The organism is Pseudochrobactrum sp. Wa41.01b-1 (assembly GCF_019464455.1).
Taxonomy (GTDB): domain Bacteria; phylum Pseudomonadota; class Alphaproteobacteria; order Rhizobiales; family Rhizobiaceae; genus Pseudochrobactrum; species Pseudochrobactrum saccharolyticum.
In genome coordinates this window covers 2580808-2604095 of the sequence record NZ_CP080493.1, presented here as the reverse complement: position 1 = coordinate 2604095, position 23288 = coordinate 2580808, and the positions used below count along the sequence as shown (strand labels likewise).

Below are 23288 nucleotides of genomic sequence, written 5' to 3'. Positions count from 1 at the left end.
TTGTGCGCAAAGCGCAGGGCGCGTCAGGTTCGCGTCAGCTTCATATGATCGATTAGCGGGACTGTTGTCCGTGGAGGCGGTTAAACAGTACCGGGGAGGAACACTGTATATGGTCGGGGGCACCACATGCCTGATCCTTCCCGTGCGTTTTCTAAAAACCACAGCCTGCGTTGAAACGCAGCATCAGGAGGATCAGACTTGAAAAAACTTCTACTCGCTTCCCTCTTTGCAGGCGCATTGGCGCTGCCTGCCTATGCAGCAGATTACACCATCATTGCACCGGCCAATCCGGGCGGCGGCTGGGATCAGACAGCCCGTTCCCTGCAGACTGTTCTGCAGCAGGAAGGTATCTCCGGTAAAGTACAGGTACAGAACGTACCGGGCGCCGGCGGCACGATCGGCCTTGCACAATTCGCCAGCCAGCAAAAAGGTAAAGGCGATGCTCTGATCGTCGGCGGCTATGTTATGGTCGGCGCTATTCTGACCAACAAGTCACCGGTAACCCTGAAAGATGTTACGCCAATTGCACGTCTGACCGGCGAATATGAAGCAATTGTTGTACCTGCTTCTTCTCCTTTCCAGACAATGGGCGACCTGGTTGAAGCGCTGAAAAAAGATCCGGGCGCAGTATCATGGGGCGGTGGTTCTGCCGGTGGTACTGACCATATCGCTGTTGGTCTGATTGCCAAGGCTGCAGGCGTCGATCCTAAGAAGATCAACTATATTGCCTATTCCGGTGGTGGTGAAGCACTGGCAGCAATTCTCGGCAGTCAGGTTTCTGCCGGTATTTCCGGTTACGGAGAATTTGAAACACAGGTCAAATCCGGCACATTGCGTCTGCTGGCTGTCTCAAGTGCCGAACGGATCGAAGGCATTGATGCACCGACCCTGAAAGAATCCGGCCTTGATGTTGTTGTAGAAAACTGGCGCATGCTGGCTGCAGCACCTGGCATTTCCGCCGAGCAGAAAGCCGCAATCAATGCGGATATTGAAAAGCTGGCAAAATCCAAATCCTGGCAGGAAACTCTGAAAACCAAAGGCTGGGCTGACACCTATCTGGCAGGCGACGCTTTTGACGCACAGCTCGATAAGGATATTCAGGCAACCGAAGGTGTTCTGAAAGACATCGGTCTTGTTCAATGAGTGAACTGAAACCTGTAACAGCGCGTCGCCCCGATCGGGCGGCGCTTTGTATTGCGGCCATCCTGCTTGTCATTTCCGGCGTGATGTTCTGGGATATGGCACGTCTTTCCGAGGCTGCCGGTTATTCGCAGGTCGGCCCTGCCACTGTGCCGAAAGCCATTGCCTTTGGCCTTGCAGGATTGGCGATCTGGACAATTATTGCTGCTTTCCGCCATGATTTTCCCGAACGTGAGCCGCAGGAAGTCAAACCGGTATTGTGGATTGTCGGCGGTCTGACCGCGCAGATGTTGCTGCTCAACACGGCAGGCTTCTCTATTGCCACAGGCATCATGTTCGCCCTTACGGCCTATGGTTTCGGTAAGCGCAAATTATGGTTCTCGATCCCTGTCGGAATTGCCGCCTGTTATGTGATCTGGCTGGTTTTTGCCAAATTGCTGCAATTGTCACTGCCTGCGGGGCCGTTAGAGCGGTTGTTCTTTTAAAAAGCCACCGGCTGTCTCCTCGTTGCCGCAGCGCCTTACCCTCTGCGTAAAGCGGCTCAACACGGGAACAATGATTAATGTCTACATTTGAATTTCTCATGCAGGGGATTGTGGTTGCGATGCAGCCGATGAACCTGCTCTATGCGCTGATCGGCGTGACACTCGGCACCGCTGTCGGCGTGCTTCCGGGCATCGGCCCTGCACTGACTGTCGCCCTGTTGCTGCCTGTTACCTATCAGCTCGATGCTGCGGGTTCCCTGATTATGTTTGCCGGTATTTATTACGGCGGCATGTATGGCGGCTCCACCACATCTATTCTGCTGAATACACCGGGTGAAAGCGCCTCGATTGTTACCGCCCTAGAAGGTAACAAAATGGCGCGTAAAGGGCGCGGCGGCCCTGCATTGGCAACCGCTGCTATCGGCTCTTTTGTTGCCGGTCTGATTGCCACCATCGGCCTCGCTTTCATTGCGCCTTATATTGTTAAGCTTGCACTGGTTTTCGGCCCCCGCGAATATTTTGCGCTGATGGTGCTGGCTTTTGTCACCGTGTCATCGGCTTTCGGCGACAGCGCATTGCGCGGCCTGACATCCTTGTTTATCGGCCTTGCGCTTGCCACTATCGGTATTGACCAGCTGACCGGTCAGGCGCGTCTGTCCTTCGGTGTGCCGGATTTGCTGGACGGTATTGAGGTCACCACACTGGCCGTTGCCATGTTCGCGATCGGTGAAACACTCTTTATCGCCGCTCAGGGCGCACGTGCACCGGATAAAGTGGAAGCCGTTAAAGGCTCATTGTGGATGTCTGCCTCAGACTGGGCGCGATCATGGAAACCGTGGCTGCGTGGTACATTTATCGGCTTTCCGATTGGTGCCATGCCTGCAGGCGGTGCGGAAATCGGTACATTCCTTTCTTATGCAACTGAGCGTAAACTCACCAAACATCCGGAAGAATTCGGCAATGGTGCGATTGAAGGTGTTGCAGGCCCTGAAGCTGCCAATAATGCGTCCGCTGCCGGTACGCTTGTGCCATTGCTGACACTCGGTCTGCCGACAACAGCAACCGCTGCGATTATGCTGGCCGGTTTCCAGCAATATGGTCTGCAACCGGGGCCGCTGCTGTTTGCAACCAATCCGCAGCTGGTCTGGGGTCTGATTGCCAGCTTGCTCATCGCCAATTTCATGCTGCTGGTGTTGAACCTGCCCTTGATCGGCCTGTGGGTCAAATTGCTGACCATCCCTAAACCATGGCTCTATGCCGGTATTCTGATGTTCGCCACGCTTGGTACAATCGGTGCTAATCCGTCGGTCTTTGAACTTGGTATGCTGCTGGCTTTCGGCCTGATGGGCTATGGTATGCGTGTCTTCGGCTATCCGATTGCACCGGCTGTCGTTGGCTTGATCCTTGGCCCGCTGGCTGAGCAGCAATTGCGTCGCGCTTTGTCGATCAGTCAGGGTGATGTGACTGTCCTGTTCACCTCCCCTATTGCAGCTGTGCTGCTAACAATTGCAGCACTGGCGCTGATCGTACCGTTAATTATGCGTGCCCGTGGCCGCGGTCAGGTTCTGTCGCAGCTTGCGGCGAATGAGGACTAGAGCGGTTTACGTCCAGATTGGATCATAGCGCTCGCTCTAGATTCTTTATTTGGACGCATTATCACGGGCGTCAAGTTGATCCAACTTGACTGTGAAATGCTCTAAACCTTTATACCCCTGAAAATGATGAGCCCGCCGGTTATGCCGGCGGGCTTTTTCTTTGCTTATCATCATTATTTAACCGGCCATGCGATTCATGCATGGCAGCTCTGTCATTCTGTCAGTTGTGAAAACGGCTTGGTGATCCCATCTTTGGAATATCAGATTACGGCTTTGCAATAGACAAAGCCCCAAACACGGAGAAGCAAGATGACAGAACGTACAAAGCATTCCCGTAATTTCATCAGCCGCGCACTGGCTGTTTTCGGTGCCGCAGCTTCCGCAGCTGCTGCTGTTGAAGGCCGTCGCCGTCCGCATGAAAAAGACTTGCGCACCCTCGGCATTAATCCGGCCGATTTCAGCTAATCTGCTCTATCTATAAGATTTTAAGTCCTTCAAGCCCCGCACTTCGGTTGAAGCTGCGGGGCTTTTTTGTCAAGGTAGCCTCGGAATTACGGAATCAATCATGATTGCCGGAGGGGAAATATGAGAGTCTATATTTGTGCGGATATTGAAGGTGTTGCAGGCGTTGTAACATCCCAGCAGGGGCAACCCGGCAATCCGGAATATGAGCGGGCGCGCCGCTTAATGACAGAAGAAGTCAATGCCACCATTGAAGGTGCATTGGCAGGTGGTGCAGACTATATTCTGGTCAACGACTCCCATGGTCCGATGGTCAATATTATTCCGGAAATGCTGCATCCGGCAGCAGAACTGATCCTTGGCCGCCCAAAGAAGTTCAATATGGCTGCCGGTCTTGATGAAAGCTTTGATCTGCTGTTTTTCACCGGCCACCATGCCAGTGCCGCGCAATATGGCGTGCTTGCCCATACCACCAACGGCTTTGCCTTCCGCACCATCAAACTCAATGGTCAGATTGTCGGTGAGCCCGGCTTTTACGGTGCCTATGCCGGTGAACTCGGTGTGCCGGTGGCCTTGATCAGCGGTGACGATCAGACGGAACTGGAGAACCGCCCGTTTTTCCCTGAAGCTGAATTTGCCACGGTCAAAACAGCCCTCGGCAACCGCGCAGCGCGTCAGATCTCCGTACAGAATGCCCGTACGATGATCCGTGATCTGGCGAAAAAGGCCGTTGAACGTAAAAGCGAACTGAAAGTCTGGAAACCGTTTACCGGCCGCATCCATGCAGAATTCATCATGAATTCGCCGTTGCTGGCCGATCAGATGGCGATCATCCCTTGTGCCAAGCGCACGGACGCCACCGCCATCAGCTTTGATTGTGCAAATGTTGCGGAAGCTGTCGGCTGGATGGGTGTTCTTTCTGGTCTTGCTGCCAATGTGAAATAATAACAAAAAAGCCGGTACTGCCGGCTTTTTTACATAATTTATATAAGCTTCACGATCTGCCGCTTACTGAAAATGAAATAATAATAGCCCGATTGCAGGCACAGCATCGTTGCAAAGGTCAGTGAATAAGCCCACCAAATTCCGTCAATGCCGATCCATTGATTAAACAAATAAGCTGCCGGAATTTCCACCAGCAAAATAGCGCTCATAGTCAAAACAGTCGGTGCATAAATCGCCCCGCTTGCCCGCATAGAGCTCATAAACACACTGCTCATGCCAAATAATACAATCGTCCAAAGCACGATATGCAGCAAATGCGCCGCCAGATCGGCAACTGCCTGTTCAGTCAAAAAGGCACTGGTAATATAGCCGGACAGCAAATAAGCCAGCGCCACACAGGAGCCGGTGACCAGCCAATTCAATTGCAGTCCGGCAATTACAATCTTATGCACTTGCTCATTACGCCCTGCCCCGACCGCCTGTGCGGCCAGAATTGAGGCGGTAATACCGATAGAGATGGCCGGAAACTGCACCCAGCCCAATGTCTGCACAATCGCACCATAGGCGGCTGTCGCCTGCGTACCATGACCATTGACCAGCCCCAGCAGCACGATCTCGGCAAAAGCAATGGTCAGCATCTGCAAGGCTGTCGGCAGGCCAACGCGCAAAATGGTTTTACAATAGGTGCTGTTAAAGCGGATCAGAGCCAGAAAACTGCGTGTAAATGCCATAGGATGATTGCGCCGGTTCCAGTGCCAGATCAGCCAGACCAGTGCCACAGCGGAAGCAATCACCGTGGAAACGGCTGCACTCATCACTCCAAGCTGCGGAAAACCCAGCCAGCCTTCAATGAAGAGTGGCGTCAGCACCATGGCTACAGATGTTGCAACCACAAGCGCCCAGAGCGGACTGACCGCATCACCCACGCCACGGCTCATATTGCTCATCAGCCAGAGCAGGAAAATCACCGGCATGCCCATCATCATGATACGGGCATAATGGGCGGATTCGTTCAGAACGGCCTGCGGCGTGCCAAGAAATGACATCAGCTGCGTGGCAAATAATCCGCCCATTATTGCAACGGTAACAGACACAGTCATCACCATTGCCACCGCACTGCCCGCAATGCCATGTAGCTTGACCATATCCCGCGCGCCCCATGCCTGACCGATCAGAACGGTAGCACCGGCACCAAGACCGATAATCAGCCCGAGAAACAAAAAGAACACCGGAGCAAAGGCGGACATTGCCGCCAGCGCATCAACGCCCATCATGCGGCCGACAAAAATACCGTTCAGCGTGCCGGAAGCCGCCTGCAAAATATTGGACAGCAGCATTGGCAGAAAAATCAGCATATAGGAGCGCCACAGACCATGCTGTACCGGCGGCTTAACAGCATCAATGCTCACAGAAACAGCTTGTTTATCACTCATATTCTGTCCGCCTGTTTCCATTGCCGTCTTCCGTTCTCGCTGTCCGTGCATGCTGCTTCTCATCAATGAGCAATAATCGCAGCTTTGCAATCATGCAAAATAATAAAGCCGCCGGAGTGATCCGGCGGCTCATAATTGCGTGAAGGTGATGAAACAGCTTATTCGGCTGCTACAGCTTCAGCTTTTGCTTCTGCATGTTCTTCGCGGCGGTTATGGCGAACCGATGCCCAGAACGCGATACCGATCAGTACCGCACCGCCAAGACCGGTAATCACTTCCGGAATATGCACGAGTGTCTGGAAATACATCACCACCGACAGGATCAGGATCGCATAGAATGCACCATGTTCCAGATAGCGGTATTCGCTCAATGTGCCTTTTTCCACCAGCATAATGGTCATGGAACGCACATACATCGCACCGATACCCAGACCGATCGCGATTACGAACAGGTTCTGCGACAGAGCAAAAGCACCGATCACACCATCGAAGGAGAAACTGGCATCCAGCACTTCGAGGTAAAGGAAGGCACCAAAACCGCCCTGTGCCGCAGCGTTCAGTGTTTTCTGCGAAGCATCAAGAATACCGCCAACCACCTCCACAGCAAGGAAGGTCAGGAGACCATAAATGCCGGAATAGAGGAAAGTTGTACCTTCAACTTCACCAAGAATGGACGAGAAGGTCAGAAGCAGGATCAGAACGATTGCAACTTCAACCCCTTTGATTTCAGCCAGACGCGCCATCGGACGCTCGAGCGGACCGAACCAGTGCACATCCTTGTCGGAATTGAAGAAATAGGTCAGTCCCACCATCAACAGGAAGGTACCGCCGAAAGCGGCAATCGGCAGATGCGCATCAGTCATGATACGCGCATATTCTTCAGGTTTCGCAGCAGCCAGAACGATCGCTTCAATCGGACCGATACCGGCAGCAATCACCACAACCAGCAGCGGGAAAACAATACGCATACCGAAAACGGCAATGATGATACCCCATGTCAGAAAGCGATGCTGCCATTCCGGCGTCATATCTTTCAGCTTATTGGCATTCACCACCGCATTATCAAAGGACAGCGAGATTTCCAGCACGGCCAGAACCGTACAGATAAAAAAGATCGAGGCCATACCACCGATTGTGCCGGTGGACTGCCAGCCGAGCCATGCACCAAGCGCCAGACCGACGACGGTGACAATAAATGCCCAGGTAAAATAGCTGAGAACAGTTTTCTGAGATGCAGGCGTGCTCATTTCACGATCTCCTTAGTGGCCGGAGACCGGTCTGTACGATACGCATTATCAATATAAGAACAAAAGTTAAAAGCGGAATCGGCCTGATGACCTTCCGCAGAAAACATGAAAGAATTTTTCATGATCACATGTCCGCCGGCTATATTTGCGGCAGTACCGACATCACGAGAGCGCCGTAAACTCTCGCCAGAGGGGCCCGGTACCGTGTTAGCTCCGTAATGATTGACCCAGCTGTATAAAACAGTTGCAAGGCGGATGCCGGTGCCTCTCACCAGCCGAATTTCCCGCAGCCTTCATACTACAGATGCATTCTAATTAATCATTGTTACGATTGCTTCAAGGGGGGAATCCGATTTTCAGCCGAAAAAAGGCATATTTTGAACATGATTGCTTTTTCAAAAGCGGATTTCAGCGCCCGTTATTCATAAAGGGAGATCGGCGTACCATTCGGCACCAGCGACCAGATCTCCCGCATCTCGCTGTTTGTCACCGCCACACAGCCATCCGTCCAGTCCCAGAGATGATGGATCGCTCCGAGAGCACCCCAGCCATTCGGCAGACCATGGATCATAATATTGCCACCCGGAGATACATTCGCCTCTTTGGCTTTGGCTGCATCCTGCTCATTGGGATAGGAAATATGCAGACTGAGATGTGCCATGGAACGCGGATTGCGCCAGTCGATCACATAATCGCCGACAGGAGTTTTCTGGTCGCCTTCCTGTAATTTATGCCCTTCCGGTGCGCCTCCCAATGCAATGCGATAGGTGCGTAAGACTTCATCACCGCGCAGTAATTGCAGTTCACGGGCGGCTTTGCGCACGATGATTTTATCCGCCTGCTGCTCAACAGCGGCCATGGCCGGTGCAGTGCCGGAACCGAAACGTCCCAGCACTTTCGTATAAGCAAAGCCCGCAACCGGCACGGCCAGAGCCAGCCCCAACAGGATGACTAAAGTTTTTCTGCGCTTTGAAATCATGATACCCGTTGCAAAGAAGAGATCAGGAAGCAATCAGCTGCTTCAGAACCTGCAAAGGATGCTGAATTTGCGTCTTTTCCATGATCTCAACCTGCGAACGGCAGGAAAAACCTGTGGCCATAACAATTTGTTCGCGGCCATGGGTCTGCATTTTCTGCCGCCAGCTCAGATCATAGATATTTTCGGACAGCGCACGGTTGCGCAATTCATGGCCGAAAGTACCGGCCATACCGCAGCAACCGCTTTCGCCGATCACCATATTGATGCCGAAATGTTTGAAGATCGCAGCCCATGCCGCAATTGTCGGCGTGGCATTGGTCTTCTCGGTACAATGCGGCAGCAGCATATAATTCTGTGCGGCACGCTCGAGCGATGGCTTAATATCGGATGCAATCTGCCCCAGATGCTGCGCCAGCCATTCCTGCGGCAGCCTCACATCCGGCACGGTTTCATTTGGCAGCGCCGAGCGATATTCACTGCGATAGGTCAGCGTCATCGACGGATCAAGCCCGACCAGTGGCACACCGCTTTGTGCCAGACTATTGAGATAAAGACTGGTATTGCGAGCCGTGCGGGTGAAAGACTTCAGATAACCATGCACATGCTGCGCTTTGCCGTTCGGTTTCAGTTCAGCCAGATAAGGTGTGAAACCGAGCGCCTTCAGCAAATCCAGCACATCCAGCAGCAATTGTGTATCGAAGAAACTCGTAAAGCTGTCCTGCACCAGAATAACCGCTTTGGCTTTCTGCTCTGCGCTCAGATTGTTCAGCACATTTGCATCCGCCATCTGAATATTGCGGGCGCGCAGTTCTTTTGTCAGGCTCACATCACTCAGTGACGGCAGAGCTGTGAGGCCAACCTGTTTCATACCCCAGCGGCCAAGACCACTACCCATCACACCATTATAAAGCCTGCTGGTTTTGGCAACCAGCGGCATCATATGTTCAATTGAGGCAATCAGCGGATCTTTCAGCGGACGCAGATAGCGGCTGTAATAAAGCTCAAGGAATTTGGAGCGGAAGGCCGGAACATTGACCTTGACCGGACATTGCCCTGCACAGGCCTTACAGGCAAGGCAGGTATCCATCGCATCGCGCACCTGATGGGAAAAGTCATCACGGTTTTTCGAGCCAAGACTATTGCCGATGCGGCCAAGCAAACCGCTCCACAGCGGTTTATTCCGCAGCGCCTGTGCCGAGCGGCGCGGATCAATGCCCTTTTCGCTCAGCAGGCGCAGCCACTCACGGATCAGCGAAGCACGACCTTTCGGAGAATAGCGCCGGTCGCCGCTGCCTTTGAAAGACGGGCACATCGTGGAATCTGTATTGAAATCAAAACAAGCGCCGTTACCGTTGCAATAAGGCGCATTGTCATAAGCATTGCGCACATCCGCAGGGATGATACGATCTTTCTGGCCGCGGAAGGCCAGTTCGTCAATCTTGGTCAGCGGCTGATCATCGGGCGTGGCAATCTTACCGGCATTGAGCTGATTATATGGATCGAAAGCCGCTTTGATACGTTGCAATTGCGGATAAAGCGGGCCGAAAAACTCCGGCACATATTCCGAACGCACACCTTTGCCGTGTTCGCCCCACAGCACGCCGCCATATTTGAGCGTCAGCGCCACCACCGCATCGGAGATACGGCGGATCATCACTTCCTGCGCCGGATCGGACAGATCAAGCGCGGGGCGCACATGCAGCACGCCTGCATCGACATGGCCGAACATGCCGTAATCCAGCCCTTCACCATCGAGAAGCGCACGAAATTCAAGAATATAATCAGCCAGATTTTCCGGCGGTACCGCCGTATCTTCTACAAATGCCACCGGACGGCGCGCGCCTTCGACATTGCCAAGCAAACCAACCGCGCGTTTGCGCATTGTCCAGATGGCTTCAATATCATCCGGTTTTTCTGTGGTGGTAAAACCGTGACGGCCGCTTTGCGGAGAATCCGCCAGAGACTGGCTGACAAAACGGATTTTCTCGGCCAGTTCGCCAGCGCTGTCGGCCAGCACTTCGGCAATGTTGATACCGTCTGTGCGCTTGCCCTCTTCTGAAGGGAAATAATCGGCAATGCGGCTCCAGATAATATCGCCGCGCGCCAGTGAAAGCACCTTAGCGTCCACTGTCTCAACCGATGCTACCTGCAATCCGGTAAGGAAACGGGCATCGCGCAGCGCAGTGTTGAAATCGTCATAGCGGATATTGATCAGCGCCGCGAAACGCGGGATCGGCAGCAGATTGAGATCAGCCTCAGCAATCAGTGCCAATGTTCCTTCCGCACCACACAGCAGAGAATTGAGATTAAGCCCGCCGTCATCCTCGCGTAAATGCGCCAGATCATAACCGGTCAGAAAGCGGTTGAGCTTCGGGAAGGTCTTATCGATCAGATCACGATTATCACGCTCGATCTCATCAATCAGCCGATAGATTGCACCACTGCGGGTATCCGGCTTTTGTAAGTCTTGTAGCTCGGCTTTTGAAACCGGTCTGGTGTTCAGCTCACTGCCATCCATCAAAACGGCACGTAAGCCCAAAACATGATTGGAGGTTTTGCCATAAAGGCAGGAACCCTGCCCGCAGGCATCGGTGTTGATCATACCGCCGATAGTGGCACGGTTAGATGTTGAAAGCTCCGGCGCGAAGAACAGGCCGTAAGGCTTCAACGCTTTGTTGAGTTGATCTTTGACCACACCGCTTTGCACACGGGCAATGCGCTTTTCCGGATCAATCGAGAGAATACGGTTCATATAGCGTGAGGTATCAACCACCACACCGTCTGTCAGCGACTGACCGTTGGTGCCGGTGCCGCCACCGCGCATCGCCATTTTCAGATGCCGGAATTCTTGCCTTTGGAGAAGCTGCGCAATCTGCTGCAAATCCTCAAATCCGCGTGGATAAATCACACCTTGCGGACGCACCTGATAAACAGAATTGTCGGTTGCATAAACGGTGGTCGTGGCCGCGCTGAATTCAATATCTCCGCCAAAGCTGCTCAGCCGCAACGCATCGTAAAAATCCAACGGCTCCGGTTTTGCCAGAACGTCTGCCTGCAGGAATGGTATCACGCAATTCTCTCCGCATTTGCCGGTTGCATCGCGCCGCAAGCAATCCGTCTTTCGCAAATGTCATAGCGTTTTCAGCCGCTCTTTCCAATCATGCGCAGCCGTCTACTTTGTCACGCATTGGCATGAAGTCATGCGAATTATCTTATATAGCTTTATTCTGCGGCATTGAGCTGGCCGTTAAACGGGACAAACAGGGCAGAATCTGCAAGAAAGCCTGTTCCAAACTCTCATAACCGGTGCTCCTATGGCAAAAAACATCCACTCCATGATCCGCGTGCTTGATGAAGCCCGCTCCCTTACATTCTACAAAACCGCCTTTGGCTTGGAGATTGCAGACCGTCTTGATTTTCAGGCTTTCACGCTTGTTTACCTGAGCAATGCGGAAAGCGAATTCGAGCTAGAGCTGACCATTAATAAAGACCGCACTGAACCTTATGATCTGGGTGACGGCTACGGCCATCTGGCTGTTTCAGTGTCTGACCTTGATACGGAACATGCCCGTCTTCAACAAGCCGGCCTCAATCCGGGCAAGCTGATTGAATTCAAACCGGATGGTGTGTTGGTCGGCCGTTTCTTCTTCATTACCGATCCGGACGGCTACAAGATCGAAGTTTTGCAGCGCGGCGGACGTTTCAAATAAATATGAAACGCTTGGCATGAGCCTCCCTGTATAGCTTTGTCGCAGCGACGCTAACACCAGCCTTGCTGCGGCAAAATTCAGCTAAAATACAGCGCAGATACAATGATTTAATCAAGGTGTAGTTATGCGCATGTCTGCCAAAATGATTATTGGTCTCTCTCTTCTCTCAGGCCTCGCTGTTACCTATCCGGCATTTGCGGAAGGTGACGCTGATAAAGGCAAAAAAGTCTTTGCAAAATGCATGGCCTGTCACACAATTGAAGAAGAGAAAAACCGCGTCGGCCCGCATCTGGTGAATATTCTTGACCGTAAGACCGCAACGGTTGAAGGGTTTAAATATTCTCCGGCCATGATCAAAGCCGGTGAAGAGGGCATGGTCTGGGATGAAGCAACTCTGACCTCTTATCTGACCGCGCCAAAACAATTTATTCCCGGTAATAAAATGATCTTTGTCGGGCTGAAAAAGCCGGAAGATATCAGCAATCTGATTGCCTATATCCGCTCCAAATCAGCACAATAAAACAAAAGGCCGGTGAATTTCACCGGCCTTCTATTTAACTTATTTTTTTGTCACTTCTGCGAAAGCCTCGTCCAGAACATTCAGCAGATGATCAGCATTGGCCTTGCTGAAGATCATTGGCGGACGCATTTTCAGCACATTATCAAACGGGCCTTCTGTCCCCATCAAGATACCGCGGCGGCGGGCGACATTGCACACGGCGCGTGCAATATTGGTAGCCGGTTCTTTGGTATAACGGTCATTGACCAGTTCAATACCAAGGAACAGGCCAAGACCACGCACATCGCCGATCACTTCATAACGGTTCTGCATCTCACGGAAAGAATCCATCAGATAATTACCGATGGTCAGCGCATTACCGCGCAGGTTCTGACTCTCAATCACATCCAGCACGGCAAGGCCAACAGCACAGGACACCGGATTACCGCCGAATGTATTGAAATATTCCATGCCATTATTGAAGCTGTCAGCGATTTCACGGGTGGTGACCATCGCCGCCATCGGATGACCGTCACCGATCGGCTTGCCCATGGTGACGATATCCGGTGTCACGTCCTGTGTTTCAAACGCCCACCAATGGCTGCCGACACGACCGAAACCGACCTGCACTTCATCAGCGATACAGATACCACCGGCATCGCGGATCATCTTATAGACGTGCTTGAGATAACCATCCGGCATGAAGACCTGACCGGCCACACTCGGAATAGACTCCGCAATAAAGAAGCCTGGGCCTTCGCCCTTAGCCTGCATGAGCGCGATCTGCTCGGCCACGCTTTCCGCATAAAGCTTGGCGTGATCTTCCGGTGCCCAGTCTTTTGGTGCGCGATAGCTGTCCGGCACTTTCGCCACATAAACATGCGGCTTGGCACCTTTGCCGCCCTTACGGTTGAATTTATACGGGCTGATATCAATCAGCTCCTGCGTCGTGCCGTGATAGGACCAGTCGAGCACAACCGCATTTTCACGTCCCGTATGCACACGCATCATGCGCAGTGCCAGACTATTGGCTTCCGAACCGCTATTGGTGAAACCGGCAACGGTCAGATTATCCGGCAAGGTAGCCGTCAGGCGCTCTGCATAGGCAACAATATTGTCATGCAGATAGCGGGTATTGGTGTTGAGCGTTCCGGCCTGTTTCGCCATTGCCTCTACCACTGCCGGATGGGCATGGCCGATATGGCAGACATTGTTGAAGCAATCGAGATAGGCACGGCCTTTATGGTCAATCAGCCAGACGCCGTCGCCGCGGACAAATTTAATCGGATCTTCATAGGAGATCGACAGGTTTGGCAGCAGCATCTCACGGCGCATCGCCACGATTTCTTCCTTACTGCGGCCGGACTGCTGGTAGAACTCCTCAGCCATGCCTGCAAAGTTGCGGGCATCAGGGAACAGTTCCGCCCAGACATCGAGATAGGCTTCTTCACCCACGCCGATAATATCCATCGCTGTCAGGCGGGTATCGGTGCAAATCTGCAGATGCAGATGCGGTGCCCAATGGCCGTTTTCAGTTTCATCGCCCATATAAGCGACAAGATCACCCGCTTTCAGAACATCACCTGCTTTGAGACGATTGCCTGCCTCATGCGCCAGATGCCCCCAGAGCGAGATGAATGGCGCACAACCTTCAGGGCGATGTTCCAGCGTAATCAGGCAGCCATAGCCCAGCGGATCCGGCTCGATATCCACGCTGCGCACAATCGCATCAAGCGGCGTATAAAGCGGGGTACCAGAAGCCATGAACAGATCAAGCCCCAGATGATAGGTGCGGCGCTTGCCCTTCACAAGTTTGGATTCAAACATCGTACCGGCATAGACGGTGCGTTCCTCACCCCAAGGGCCGATACCGACTTCCGTGCCGGTAACAGCGCAATGTTCTTCCCACATTGCCTGTGCAATGACCGGCTGTTCTTCTGCCGATTTGATGGTCATCGGATGGGTCGGATCACCGTAAGGTACCAATTCTGCCGGATAAGCAGCCACCGGTTTATCCAGCAATGGCAAGAGTTTTGAGCGGTTGTTTTTCAGCCAGTTGACCGTTGCCGAGGCACCGGAAACCGCATCAAAGCCGCAGGCCTTGCGCAGAATTGCCGTTGCAAACAGCGGCTCCATCCGGTCGAGCTTGCGCAGGAAATCCCATGCCGGTTTTTCACTGATAGCCAGATACGGATTGTCTTCGGCCTCAGCGTAACGCGAGGCGGAAATCGTAACCGAAGTTACCAGACGCATCGCGATCAGATCATAGAGCAGGTTCAGCTCTTCTTCACGCAGCGGGTAATATTTATGGAAGCCTTTAGCGATAGCAGCTGCGGCACTGATCGGTGCATCATGATCCAGACCGGCATAGGCGGCTGCAATCGCGACTTCCGCAATCACCGGCGTGTAAAGTGCATCACCGAAATCAATCAGACCGGCAATCACATCATGATTGTCATTGCCGACAAGCACATTCCAGTCATTGGCATCATTATGAATTACGCCAGAGCGTAAGGTGCCGAGCTTTGGTGCGACCTGTGTTTCAAAACGGGCAATGAAGCGTTCCAGCAAAGCGCGGTCATCGGCATTTTTGACAAAATGCAACCGGTCTTTCGAGCGGCCTGCATTTGTCATATCCCAGTCCAGATCGCGCAGCGCACCGGCATGCATGAAGCCCTGTAAGGCCGCATCGAACTGGCCGAGCAATTCACCTAAGCCCTCCAGCGCCTGCAATGAGCGGGCGGATTCTGCCAGTGGCAGACCATCAACCCAACCGACCAGACGAATATTATGCACATCGCCATTGGCGGAAAGCGTATCGGCAAGGCTGTCGCCTTTGAGCGTCGGCACGATATGCGGCACCGGCAGGTGACCGGCATGGTCACGGATGTGGTTGAGCAATGCAGTCTGAAAACGGCTTTCCACCACCGGCTCGGATGCATTGATAATCTTCAGAATGAAGATTTTACCGTCTGCTGTCACGACCTTATAATTCTGGTCGCGCTCGCTGTTGAGCGGTGACAGATCACCGCTCAGGCCATAATGAGTCTTGAGCAGAGAAGCGGCATCGGTGAGTGAATATTGCGGCGCGGTATCAAGCATGGTTGTTCCGTTTTATGAGCCTGCCTTTGAGACAGGCGTTGCATCTTATGCGGACAGATTTGCACAGCATAAAAAGATGCGCATCAGACAAAGTGCCGGTTGCACCGGCACTTTGTTTCAAGTAACCGTCACTTTGCCGGTGAGGTTTTTCATCGTAAAAACCATGCAGTTTCAGAGGGGAAATGATGCAGGATATTGACGCAACGGATCAGAAAATTCTGACCATTCTGTCTCAGGAAGCCCGCATTCCGATGAAAACTCTTGCAGGGCGAGTCGGACTGTCCCGAAGCGCCACCAGCGAGCGCGTGGCCCGTCTTGAAAAGAACGGTGTGATCCGTTGCTACCGCGCTGATATCGGCCTGCTCGATGATGCGGCCTTACAGGCTTTTCTGATGATTACGCTGAAACGCACACCGAGCATTTCCATTCTCGATATTCTCGCCGGATTACCGGCCGTGCGCAAAGTCTCGTCGGTCAGCGGCCAGCTTGATCTGGTGGTGGAAGTGGAAGTAGCATCCATCAATGCCCTGAACGAAATCCGTAATAAAATTGCTGAAATCGAAAATGTGGAAGATTTGACAACCAGCATCGTGCTGCGCCGTGAAATCCTGCGTGATAAATAAAGTTTCTGCCCAAAATGATCCTGACAGGAGGATACTCTCCATGGAAAAAAGCAACACCAATCCGCTGCATATTGCGCAAAACTGGTTTGAGCAGGGGCGCAAGCTGGCTCTGGTTACCGTGCTTTCTGTCTGGGGTTCTGCACCGCGTCCTACGGGCAGTCATCTGATCTGCGATGATCAGGGTAATTTTGAAGGCTCGGTCTCCGGCGGCTGCATTGAGGCGGAAGTGATTGCACAAGCCGCCGAAGTACTGGCAACCGGACAAACCCGTGATCTGTCTTTTGGTATCAGCGATGAAACCGCTTGGTCCGCAGGATTATCCTGCGGGGGGACGATCCGGCTGCTGATTGCTCCCTATGATGCAGCAATGCATGAGATGGTGACACAAATCGTGCAGGCGCAACACGACCGGCGGCGCGTTACCAGCCGCACTGAGCTTGTAACCGGACAGATCACACTGATCCCTGCACCGGATAATGCCAAGATCACACAACTCGATGAAACCGGCTTTATTCAGACCTACCGCCCGCAACCGCATATTGTGGTAATCGGTGCGGTTCATATCGCTCAGGCGCTGGCACAAATGGCGCAAATTACCGGCTATGGACTGAGTATCATTGATCCGCGCAGTGGCTTTGCCACAGCGGAACGCTTCCCGTCTGTACAGTTACATGAAACATGGCCGGAAGAATTTTTCAAAACCAATCAACCGGACAACTTTACGGCGCTTGTTGCGCTCAGCCACATTCCGCATCTCGATGATCCGGCACTCACTGCCGCCCTGAAAAGCGATTGCTTCTATATCGGCGCTCTCGGCAGTCGAAAAACCCATGCCAAACGGCTGGAGCGTTTAACAGCAGCAGGGTTTGAAGCGACAAATTTAGAGCGTATTCATGCGCCGATCGGATTAGCGATCAGCGCACAGGAACCGGCAGAGATTGCCGTGGCCATTCTGGCAGAGATTATTCAGGCTTATCGCCAGGCCTGAATTGTAAACACTTAGCCGACGCTCAGGCGCAAACGTCCGTCGCCGTCCTGCATGATGCCTAAATTGATAAAGTCGCGGAACTCAACATTGCCGCCTGTCACCACGTGACTATGGGTTTCGCTGATCACCACAACATCAGAATCCGCAGCTTTCCCCGCAGCAATACCGGCCGGTGCATCTTCAAAAACCAGACAATCGGCAGCATCAAAGCCAAGACGCTGCGCGCCCAGACGATAACCGGACGGATCAGGTTTGCCTGCACTCACATCTTCCGCCACGACGATGGTTTCCGGCATCGGCAGACCAGCCGCAGCCAGACGGGCTTCCGCCAGTTCACGCGGCGCGGAGGTGACAATCGTCCAGCGGTCAGCAGGCAGACTGGCGATAAAATCTTTTGCACCGGCAATAGCGCGAATACCGGCAAAGTCCTGCATTTCTTCAGCCAGAAAAGCGGCTGCAATCGCTGCCGGATCAAGATGAGGCATATTCAGCATTTTGATAACGTCAACAACGCGGATGCCATGTACTTTTTTAAGCAGTTCCGGCCCGTCTACCCCGTGTTCCGCAGCCCATTCCAGCCAGATCCGCTCTACAACAGGAATGGAATTGACCAATGTTCCATCCATATCAAACAGGAAACCGGAATAGGAATTCAGAAATACAGAATTATCGCGCTGCTTCACTTTCAGATCCTTTTTAGCCAAGGGATAAACGGGGCAAACAAACAGACAAAGCTTATAGAACTCCTGCCCTCCACAAATATCATGCTTGCAGGAGCAGGTAGCGCACTATTACACCATATTGTCACAAAACAAACATTATAATGTTTTGATCGAAACAAAATAACGAATAGTGATTTTCGCGCCGAGAATATAGCCCGAACGCTGAATACGGAAATGAATTTAATCGATTTGGAAAAAGAAAAAGGCCGCGCGGGGGAGGAGATGCGCGGCCTGATTATGGATGCGGTTGGGAGGAGGAGTACCGCATTCCGTCATCGGGTCCAATTGGGAGGAGGAGAACGAACCCGATGGACAAACTTATAACGGCAGGAGAAAAAACCGACAATAAACAATAATGCATAACAGTCATGCAGCATTGCAAGGCAGGGTGAAACCGTTATGCGCAACACGCACGAAAGAACTGCAGCAGCGACAATATTCTGTGGCGGCGTGATGAAAACCAGTGCCGGTTAACCCGACTCAGTTTGCAGTGATTTTGTCCGGTTTCTTGGGATTTTTGAGACTACAAATCATTCAGGAATCTCATATTTATCGAAACATTCAGCAATTATTGAAATTACAGATACTTCAAAAAATACAGTATAAAAGTAAAATTTATAAAAATCATAGAGTTAAAATCAATATTTATAAAATTACATGTCGAAAAATATCAGATTTTAAAATTCAACAGCAACGAAAAACAGCTAATACCATCATTTTCGTGCAATTCAAATCTTTTTATATTCAGTATTGCAGTATTTCTCATTCAGATCATAATAAATCCATTAAGAAGATATCGGAGGAGACCCGCAATGTATGATGGTGTACCCGCTCAATGGCAAAAGCCTGCCGATCAGATGAGAAACCGCACCGATGATGCGGCCTATGTATTTCTGGGAATTTTTCTGGCCGGTCTGGCTGTCCCGGCTGCATTTCTTATCTGGGCAATTGCGACAAGCCTGACATCAGTCTTCGGCTGAAACAGCAGAAAAGGAGCCCTCCGGCACCCGAAATCCAATCCTGCATTTTCCGGCAGTCATATCTGTATAAGAACAGCTAAAAAAGATGCGCTTTGTGCCCCTTGCTTCAACCGATGCAATTGTGCGGCATTGAAAGCCGAAGCTGACCGGAAAAGACTGAAACGGCCATATGCACCTTGCAGCATATGGCCGTTTTTTTATGCATCACGCGTATTTTTACCAGCATAGCGCAGATGATTAATCAGGTCGATACGAGTGATAAGTCCGATAAAATCCGCACCATTCACAATCAGCGCCACTTCATCACGGTCAAAGAAACTCTGCAAAGCACTCAATGGTGCGTCCACCTGCAAGACACGCGGTTGCGGGGTCATTGCCGATGTAACCTGAGCCGCAAAGCGCGACCAGCGCCCTTCCGGCGGGCCCTCCACGGCCTTCAGGATGTCGCTTTCGTCAATAATTCCGACAAGCCTGCCACCATCCAGCACAGGTAATTGCGAAACAGCATTGCGCCGCATCCGCCCATATGCCTCAAGCAGATTTTCATCCGGTGCGGTTACTTCCACCGCACCATCCTGATGGCGTCGCGAGATCAGATCCTCCAGATTGCCCTGCACAGCGCGCTCACTCAGATGCCGTTCCCGCAGCCAGTTATCATCAAACATTTTTGACAAGTATTTGGAGCCACTGTCACAAATCAGCGTCACCACATTTTTAGGTTCCGTCTGCTCGCGGCAATATTGCAGAGCTGCAGCCAGCAAAGTACCCGACGATGCTCCGGCCAGAATACCCTCACGTAAAAGCAAATCGCGGGCGGCCTGAACAGATTGCCGGTCGGATATTGTATAAGCACGGCTGACAAGAGAGAGATCGGCATTATCGGGAATGTAATCCTGCCCTATCCCCTCCACCGACCATTGACCGGCTTGTGCCAACTGCCCTGTCGCGATAAATGGCGCCAGAACCGAACCTTCAGGATCAGCAAGTATGATTTGCGTCTGCGGAGCAACTGAGCGGAAATAACGCCCCAGCCCCGTCAGCGTACCACCGGAGCCTACCCCGACGACGACCGCATCAACCTTATGATCTGTCTGCTCCCAGATTTCCGGCCCTGTTGCGATCTCATGTGCCAGCGGATTGGCAGGATTGGAAAACTGATCGGCAAAAAACGCATCCGGAATTTCCTCTGCGATACGCCGCGCCAGATTTTGATAATGTTCCGGATGGTTCTTATCCACATCAGAACGTGTCAGCCGGACATCTGCCCCTAAAGCCCGTAAATGCCGGATTTTTTCTTTGGACATTTTATCCGGAATAGCCAGTATCAACCGGTAGCCGCGCAGTGCCGCAACCTGCGCAAGGCCAAGCCCTGTATTACCGGCTGTTGCTTCGACAATTGTACCGCCTGCCCGCAACTGACCCGATTGTTCCGCTGCGGAAATAATGCTCAGAGCGACCCTGTCCTTGATGGAACCGGAAGGGTTCTGGCTCTCCAGTTTCGCAAATAAACGGCACGGCCCAGTGTCAAATCCGCTGAGTTCGACAAGCGGTGTCCGGCCGATCAATTGTAAAACTGACGGGAATACACTTGCAAATCGCATTGCGGTGGGCTCCTTTACAGCTCATAATGCTGTGTAAGACCCGATATATCTGCGGATTTATCAAGTCGGCCTATGTCATTGAATCTTTAAAGAGCATAGTGCTTCACCAGCACATCAGAAGACATATTATTTTATCTTACCGTCATTAAGCTAAGATTTTTTACTTATATAAGAGGCTTACAGGTTTGTTGTTTCACACAATATCAAAGACAGAAAAATTATTGCATAAAGAAGACGACGCCCGCAGTGCCGGCTATCCCATGACCGGCCTTGTATTTCATACAGCCAAATCAATCAGACATATTGCCTGATAAAGAATTTACGTTTACGTCAATGGAAAGATCATGTCTGATATTGATATCGGCATAATCTTGGTTAAGTTGTTGGCAGACGGGTTTTAGCGAGGAAGACCCGATACACCGGAAACTTTCCGGAAGCATATGCCGGCACAACAGGAATTCTGGGAGGCAGAATGACACGTTCGAGTGATGGGAATGCCAAGGCCGGCGCAACAAAAAGCGCCGCAAAGAAAACCGGAACCACGGCGGCCAAAACAGCCGCAACAAAGCCGGTCAAAGAATCCGCTCCGAAAAGCACAGCAGCGAAAGCTAAGACAGTGGCAGCCACCAAGGCCGAACCGGCAAAGACTGCAGTAAAAACATCTGCGGCACCGAAAAAATCTCCGGCAAAAAAAGCTGCCACACCGGAGGCAACAAACATTGCGGCTCCGACAGTTGCAGAAGCCAAAAAGCCTGCCAAAACAACAACAGCAAAGCCTGCAACCAATACCACGGCAGGAAAGCCTGCAACTAACACCACGGCAGCAAAGCTTGCAACTAACACCACGGCAGCAAAGCTTGCCGGCAAAACAAAAACTGCTGCGGTAAAACCGGCAGCAAAAGCAGCGGAAACCAAAACCGCCCCGAAAGCTGGTAGCGCTAAGCCTGCCGCTAAAGCCGCTGCCAAGGTTGCAAAAGCCGAACCGGAAGTAAAAATTGCTGACAAGGCACCGGAACCGGCCGTAGTACCAGTTGCCAAGCCGGTAAAAACAGCCAGCCCTTATGATGCCAAACCATGGCTCAGCAATTATCCGCAAGGGGTAGCGCATGCGCTTGACCCGTCCGCTTATCAATCGATCACCGATCTGATCCTCACATCCTGCAAGAAATATGGCGACCGCCCTGCTTTCACCTGCATGGACAAATCTCTGTCCTATAAAGAGCTGGATGAAAAATCGGCGGCTCTGGCAGCATGGCTGCAATCACGCGGACTGATCAAAGGCGACCGCGTGGCCGTGATGATGCCGAATGTATTGCAATATCCGGTTGCGATTACCGCTATTTTGCGCGCAGGGCTGGTGGTTGTGAATGTCAATCCGCTCTATACCCCACGCGAGTTGGAACATCAGCTCAATGATGCCGGTGCCAAAGCGATTATTATTCTCGAAAACTTTGCCCATACTCTGGAGAAAGTCCTGCCAAATTCATCGGTCAAGCATGTGGTTGTCGCCTCTATGGGCGATATGCACGGGCTTAAAGGTGCGATTATCAATTTCGTCGTGCGCCGTGTTAAGAAAATGGTGCCTGCATGGAATATTCCGGCACATAACAGCTTTAAATCTGTCCTCGCCAGCGGTGCAAAACTGACATTCAAACCGGTGGTGATTGCACCGGATGATCTGGCTTTTCTGCAATATACAGGCGGCACGACCGGCATTTCCAAAGGTGCCATGCTCATGCACAGCAATATTCTTGCCAATGTGGAGCAAATGCGCCTGTGGCTGGATGTGGCTTTCCAGCATAAAGGCCGGCCGGAGCATATCAATTATATCTGCGCATTGCCGCTCTATCATATTTTTGCCCTGACCGTGAATGCGATGATGGGTATTCAGCAGGGTGCCCGCAATCTGCTTATCCCAAATCCGCGGGATATTCCGGCTTTTGTGAAGGAGCTGCAAAAAGCACCGTTTCATATTTTCCCGGGGCTCAACACTTTGTTCAATGCCCTGATGGAAAATGCAGACTTCCGCAGGCTGGATTTCAAGCCGCTGATCCTCACTCTTGGCGGCGGCATGGCGGTTCAGCGTCCTGTTGCCGAGCGCTGGGAGAAGATGACGGGCTGCCTGATTACTGAAGGTTACGGCCTTTCGGAAACCTCGCCGGTTGCCACGGCCAATGTGCTTAATGCTACAGAGTTTTCGGGCACTATCGGTCTGCCGGTACCGGGTTCTGATGTGGCGATCCGTGACGATGACGGCAATGATGTGCCGCTTGGTGAAGTAGGCGAAGTCTGTGTGCGTGGTCCGCAGGTCATGAAAGGCTATTGGAACCGGCCTGAGGAAACAGCCAAGGCTATTTTCCCTGACGGTTTCTTCCGCACCGGTGATATGGGCTTCATGAATGAAGGCGGCTTCACCAAAATTGTGGACCGCAAGAAGGATATGATCCTTGTCTCCGGCTTCAATGTCTATCCGAATGAGATTGAAGAAGTTGCAGCGGAACATCCGGGTGTTGTCGAGGCTGCTGCAATCGGTATTGCCAATGAACATTCCGGCGAAGTGGTAAAGCTGTTTGTGGTGCGCCGCGATCCGGAACTGACCGAAGAGGTGCTGAAAGCTTTCTGCGCCGAGCGGCTGACCAATTATAAGCGTCCGCGTATAATTGAATTCCGCGACAGTCTGCCGAAAAGCAATGTCGGTAAAATTCTGCGCCGCGAATTGCGCTAGAGCATTTCACAGTCAAGTTGGATCAACTTGACGCTCATGACAATGCGACTAA

The 23288-nt window shown here is 52.1% G+C and carries 18 protein-coding genes; 11 read left to right on the top strand and 7 right to left on the bottom strand.

What is annotated here, in order from left to right:
* Nucleotides 1-198: 198 nt before the first annotated feature.
* From K1X45_RS12025 to K1X45_RS12005, 5 genes are all read left to right on the top strand, one after another.
* Entirely contained in the window at nucleotides 199-1143 is a 945-nt protein-coding gene (locus tag K1X45_RS12025; protein WP_220158943.1) for a tripartite tricarboxylate transporter substrate binding protein, read from the top strand.
* Complete coding sequence (locus tag K1X45_RS12020) at nucleotides 1140-1625, top strand: tripartite tricarboxylate transporter TctB family protein (RefSeq protein WP_022710311.1); 486 nt, start codon at nucleotides 1140-1142, stop codon at nucleotides 1623-1625. Before K1X45_RS12025 ends, K1X45_RS12020 begins: the two co-directional genes overlap by 4 nt.
* A gap of 77 nt (nucleotides 1626-1702) precedes the next feature.
* On the top strand, nucleotides 1703-3220 hold the full coding sequence (locus K1X45_RS12015) for a tripartite tricarboxylate transporter permease (protein WP_022710312.1): 1518 nt from the start codon (nucleotides 1703-1705) through the stop codon (nucleotides 3218-3220).
* A gap of 309 nt (nucleotides 3221-3529) precedes the next feature.
* Entirely contained in the window at nucleotides 3530-3685 is a 156-nt protein-coding gene (locus K1X45_RS12010; protein ID WP_022710313.1) for a hypothetical protein, read from the top strand.
* A 120-nt stretch (nucleotides 3686-3805) separates the two neighbouring features.
* On the top strand, nucleotides 3806-4627 hold the full coding sequence (locus tag K1X45_RS12005) for a M55 family metallopeptidase (protein WP_220158942.1): 822 nt from the start codon (nucleotides 3806-3808) through the stop codon (nucleotides 4625-4627).
* A 38-nt stretch (nucleotides 4628-4665) separates the two neighbouring features.
* On the opposite strand, the gene K1X45_RS12000 is transcribed toward K1X45_RS12005, so the two are convergent.
* The 4 genes from K1X45_RS12000 to K1X45_RS11985 form a co-directional block, all read right to left on the bottom strand.
* Nucleotides 4666-6060 (bottom strand): MATE family efflux transporter, encoded by a 1395-nt coding sequence (locus tag K1X45_RS12000; RefSeq protein WP_210246201.1) that lies wholly within the window; start codon nucleotides 6058-6060, stop codon nucleotides 4666-4668.
* 158 nt (nucleotides 6061-6218) lie between these two features.
* Nucleotides 6219-7307: a DUF475 domain-containing protein gene (locus K1X45_RS11995; RefSeq protein WP_022710316.1), complete on the bottom strand. Its 1089-nt coding sequence runs from the start codon at nucleotides 7305-7307 to the stop codon at nucleotides 6219-6221.
* A 418-nt stretch (nucleotides 7308-7725) separates the two neighbouring features.
* Nucleotides 7726-8286: a murein L,D-transpeptidase family protein gene (locus tag K1X45_RS11990; RefSeq protein ID WP_220158941.1), complete on the bottom strand. Its 561-nt coding sequence runs from the start codon at nucleotides 8284-8286 to the stop codon at nucleotides 7726-7728.
* Between the two features lie 22 nt (nucleotides 8287-8308).
* Nucleotides 8309-11356, bottom strand: coding sequence for an FAD-binding and (Fe-S)-binding domain-containing protein (locus tag K1X45_RS11985; protein WP_220158940.1), 3048 nt, complete (start codon nucleotides 11354-11356; stop codon nucleotides 8309-8311).
* Between the two features lie 244 nt (nucleotides 11357-11600).
* Between K1X45_RS11985 and K1X45_RS11980 the strand changes: the two genes are divergently transcribed.
* On the top strand, nucleotides 11601-11996 hold the full coding sequence (locus tag K1X45_RS11980) for a VOC family protein (RefSeq protein ID WP_220158939.1): 396 nt from the start codon (nucleotides 11601-11603) through the stop codon (nucleotides 11994-11996).
* A 124-nt stretch (nucleotides 11997-12120) separates the two neighbouring features.
* On the top strand, nucleotides 12121-12516 hold the full coding sequence (locus tag K1X45_RS11975) for a cytochrome c family protein (protein WP_075654138.1): 396 nt from the start codon (nucleotides 12121-12123) through the stop codon (nucleotides 12514-12516).
* Between the two features lie 39 nt (nucleotides 12517-12555).
* Here the strand turns inward: K1X45_RS11975 and K1X45_RS11970 are convergent, their stop codons facing one another.
* Nucleotides 12556-15597, bottom strand: coding sequence for an aminotransferase class III-fold pyridoxal phosphate-dependent enzyme (locus K1X45_RS11970; RefSeq protein ID WP_220158938.1), 3042 nt, complete (start codon nucleotides 15595-15597; stop codon nucleotides 12556-12558).
* A gap of 185 nt (nucleotides 15598-15782) precedes the next feature.
* Between K1X45_RS11970 and K1X45_RS11965 the strand changes: the two genes are divergently transcribed.
* On the top strand, nucleotides 15783-16220 hold the full coding sequence (locus tag K1X45_RS11965) for an Lrp/AsnC family transcriptional regulator (protein WP_220160490.1): 438 nt from the start codon (nucleotides 15783-15785) through the stop codon (nucleotides 16218-16220).
* 40 nt (nucleotides 16221-16260) lie between these two features.
* Nucleotides 16261-17208: an XdhC family protein gene (locus K1X45_RS11960; RefSeq protein ID WP_220158937.1), complete on the top strand. Its 948-nt coding sequence runs from the start codon at nucleotides 16261-16263 to the stop codon at nucleotides 17206-17208.
* Between the two features lie 11 nt (nucleotides 17209-17219).
* On the opposite strand, the gene K1X45_RS11955 is transcribed toward K1X45_RS11960, so the two are convergent.
* Complete coding sequence (locus K1X45_RS11955) at nucleotides 17220-17891, bottom strand: HAD-IA family hydrolase (RefSeq protein ID WP_225686108.1); 672 nt, start codon at nucleotides 17889-17891, stop codon at nucleotides 17220-17222.
* Nucleotides 17892-18742: 851 nt separating this feature from the next.
* Here K1X45_RS11955 and K1X45_RS11950 point away from each other — a divergent pair.
* Nucleotides 18743-18910, top strand: coding sequence for a hypothetical protein (locus tag K1X45_RS11950; RefSeq protein ID WP_022712226.1), 168 nt, complete (start codon nucleotides 18743-18745; stop codon nucleotides 18908-18910).
* A 197-nt stretch (nucleotides 18911-19107) separates the two neighbouring features.
* Here K1X45_RS11950 and K1X45_RS11945 read toward each other — a convergent pair whose 3' ends face one another.
* Nucleotides 19108-20511 carry a cystathionine beta-synthase gene (locus tag K1X45_RS11945; protein WP_220158936.1) on the bottom strand — a complete coding sequence of 468 codons (1404 nt, stop codon included), beginning with the start codon at nucleotides 20509-20511 and terminating at the stop codon, nucleotides 19108-19110.
* Nucleotides 20512-21505: 994 nt separating this feature from the next.
* Between K1X45_RS11945 and K1X45_RS11940 the strand changes: the two genes are divergently transcribed.
* Nucleotides 21506-23236, top strand: coding sequence for a long-chain-fatty-acid--CoA ligase (locus tag K1X45_RS11940; RefSeq protein WP_255560989.1), 1731 nt, complete (start codon nucleotides 21506-21508; stop codon nucleotides 23234-23236).
* The last annotated feature ends 52 nt before the right edge of the window (nucleotides 23237-23288 follow it).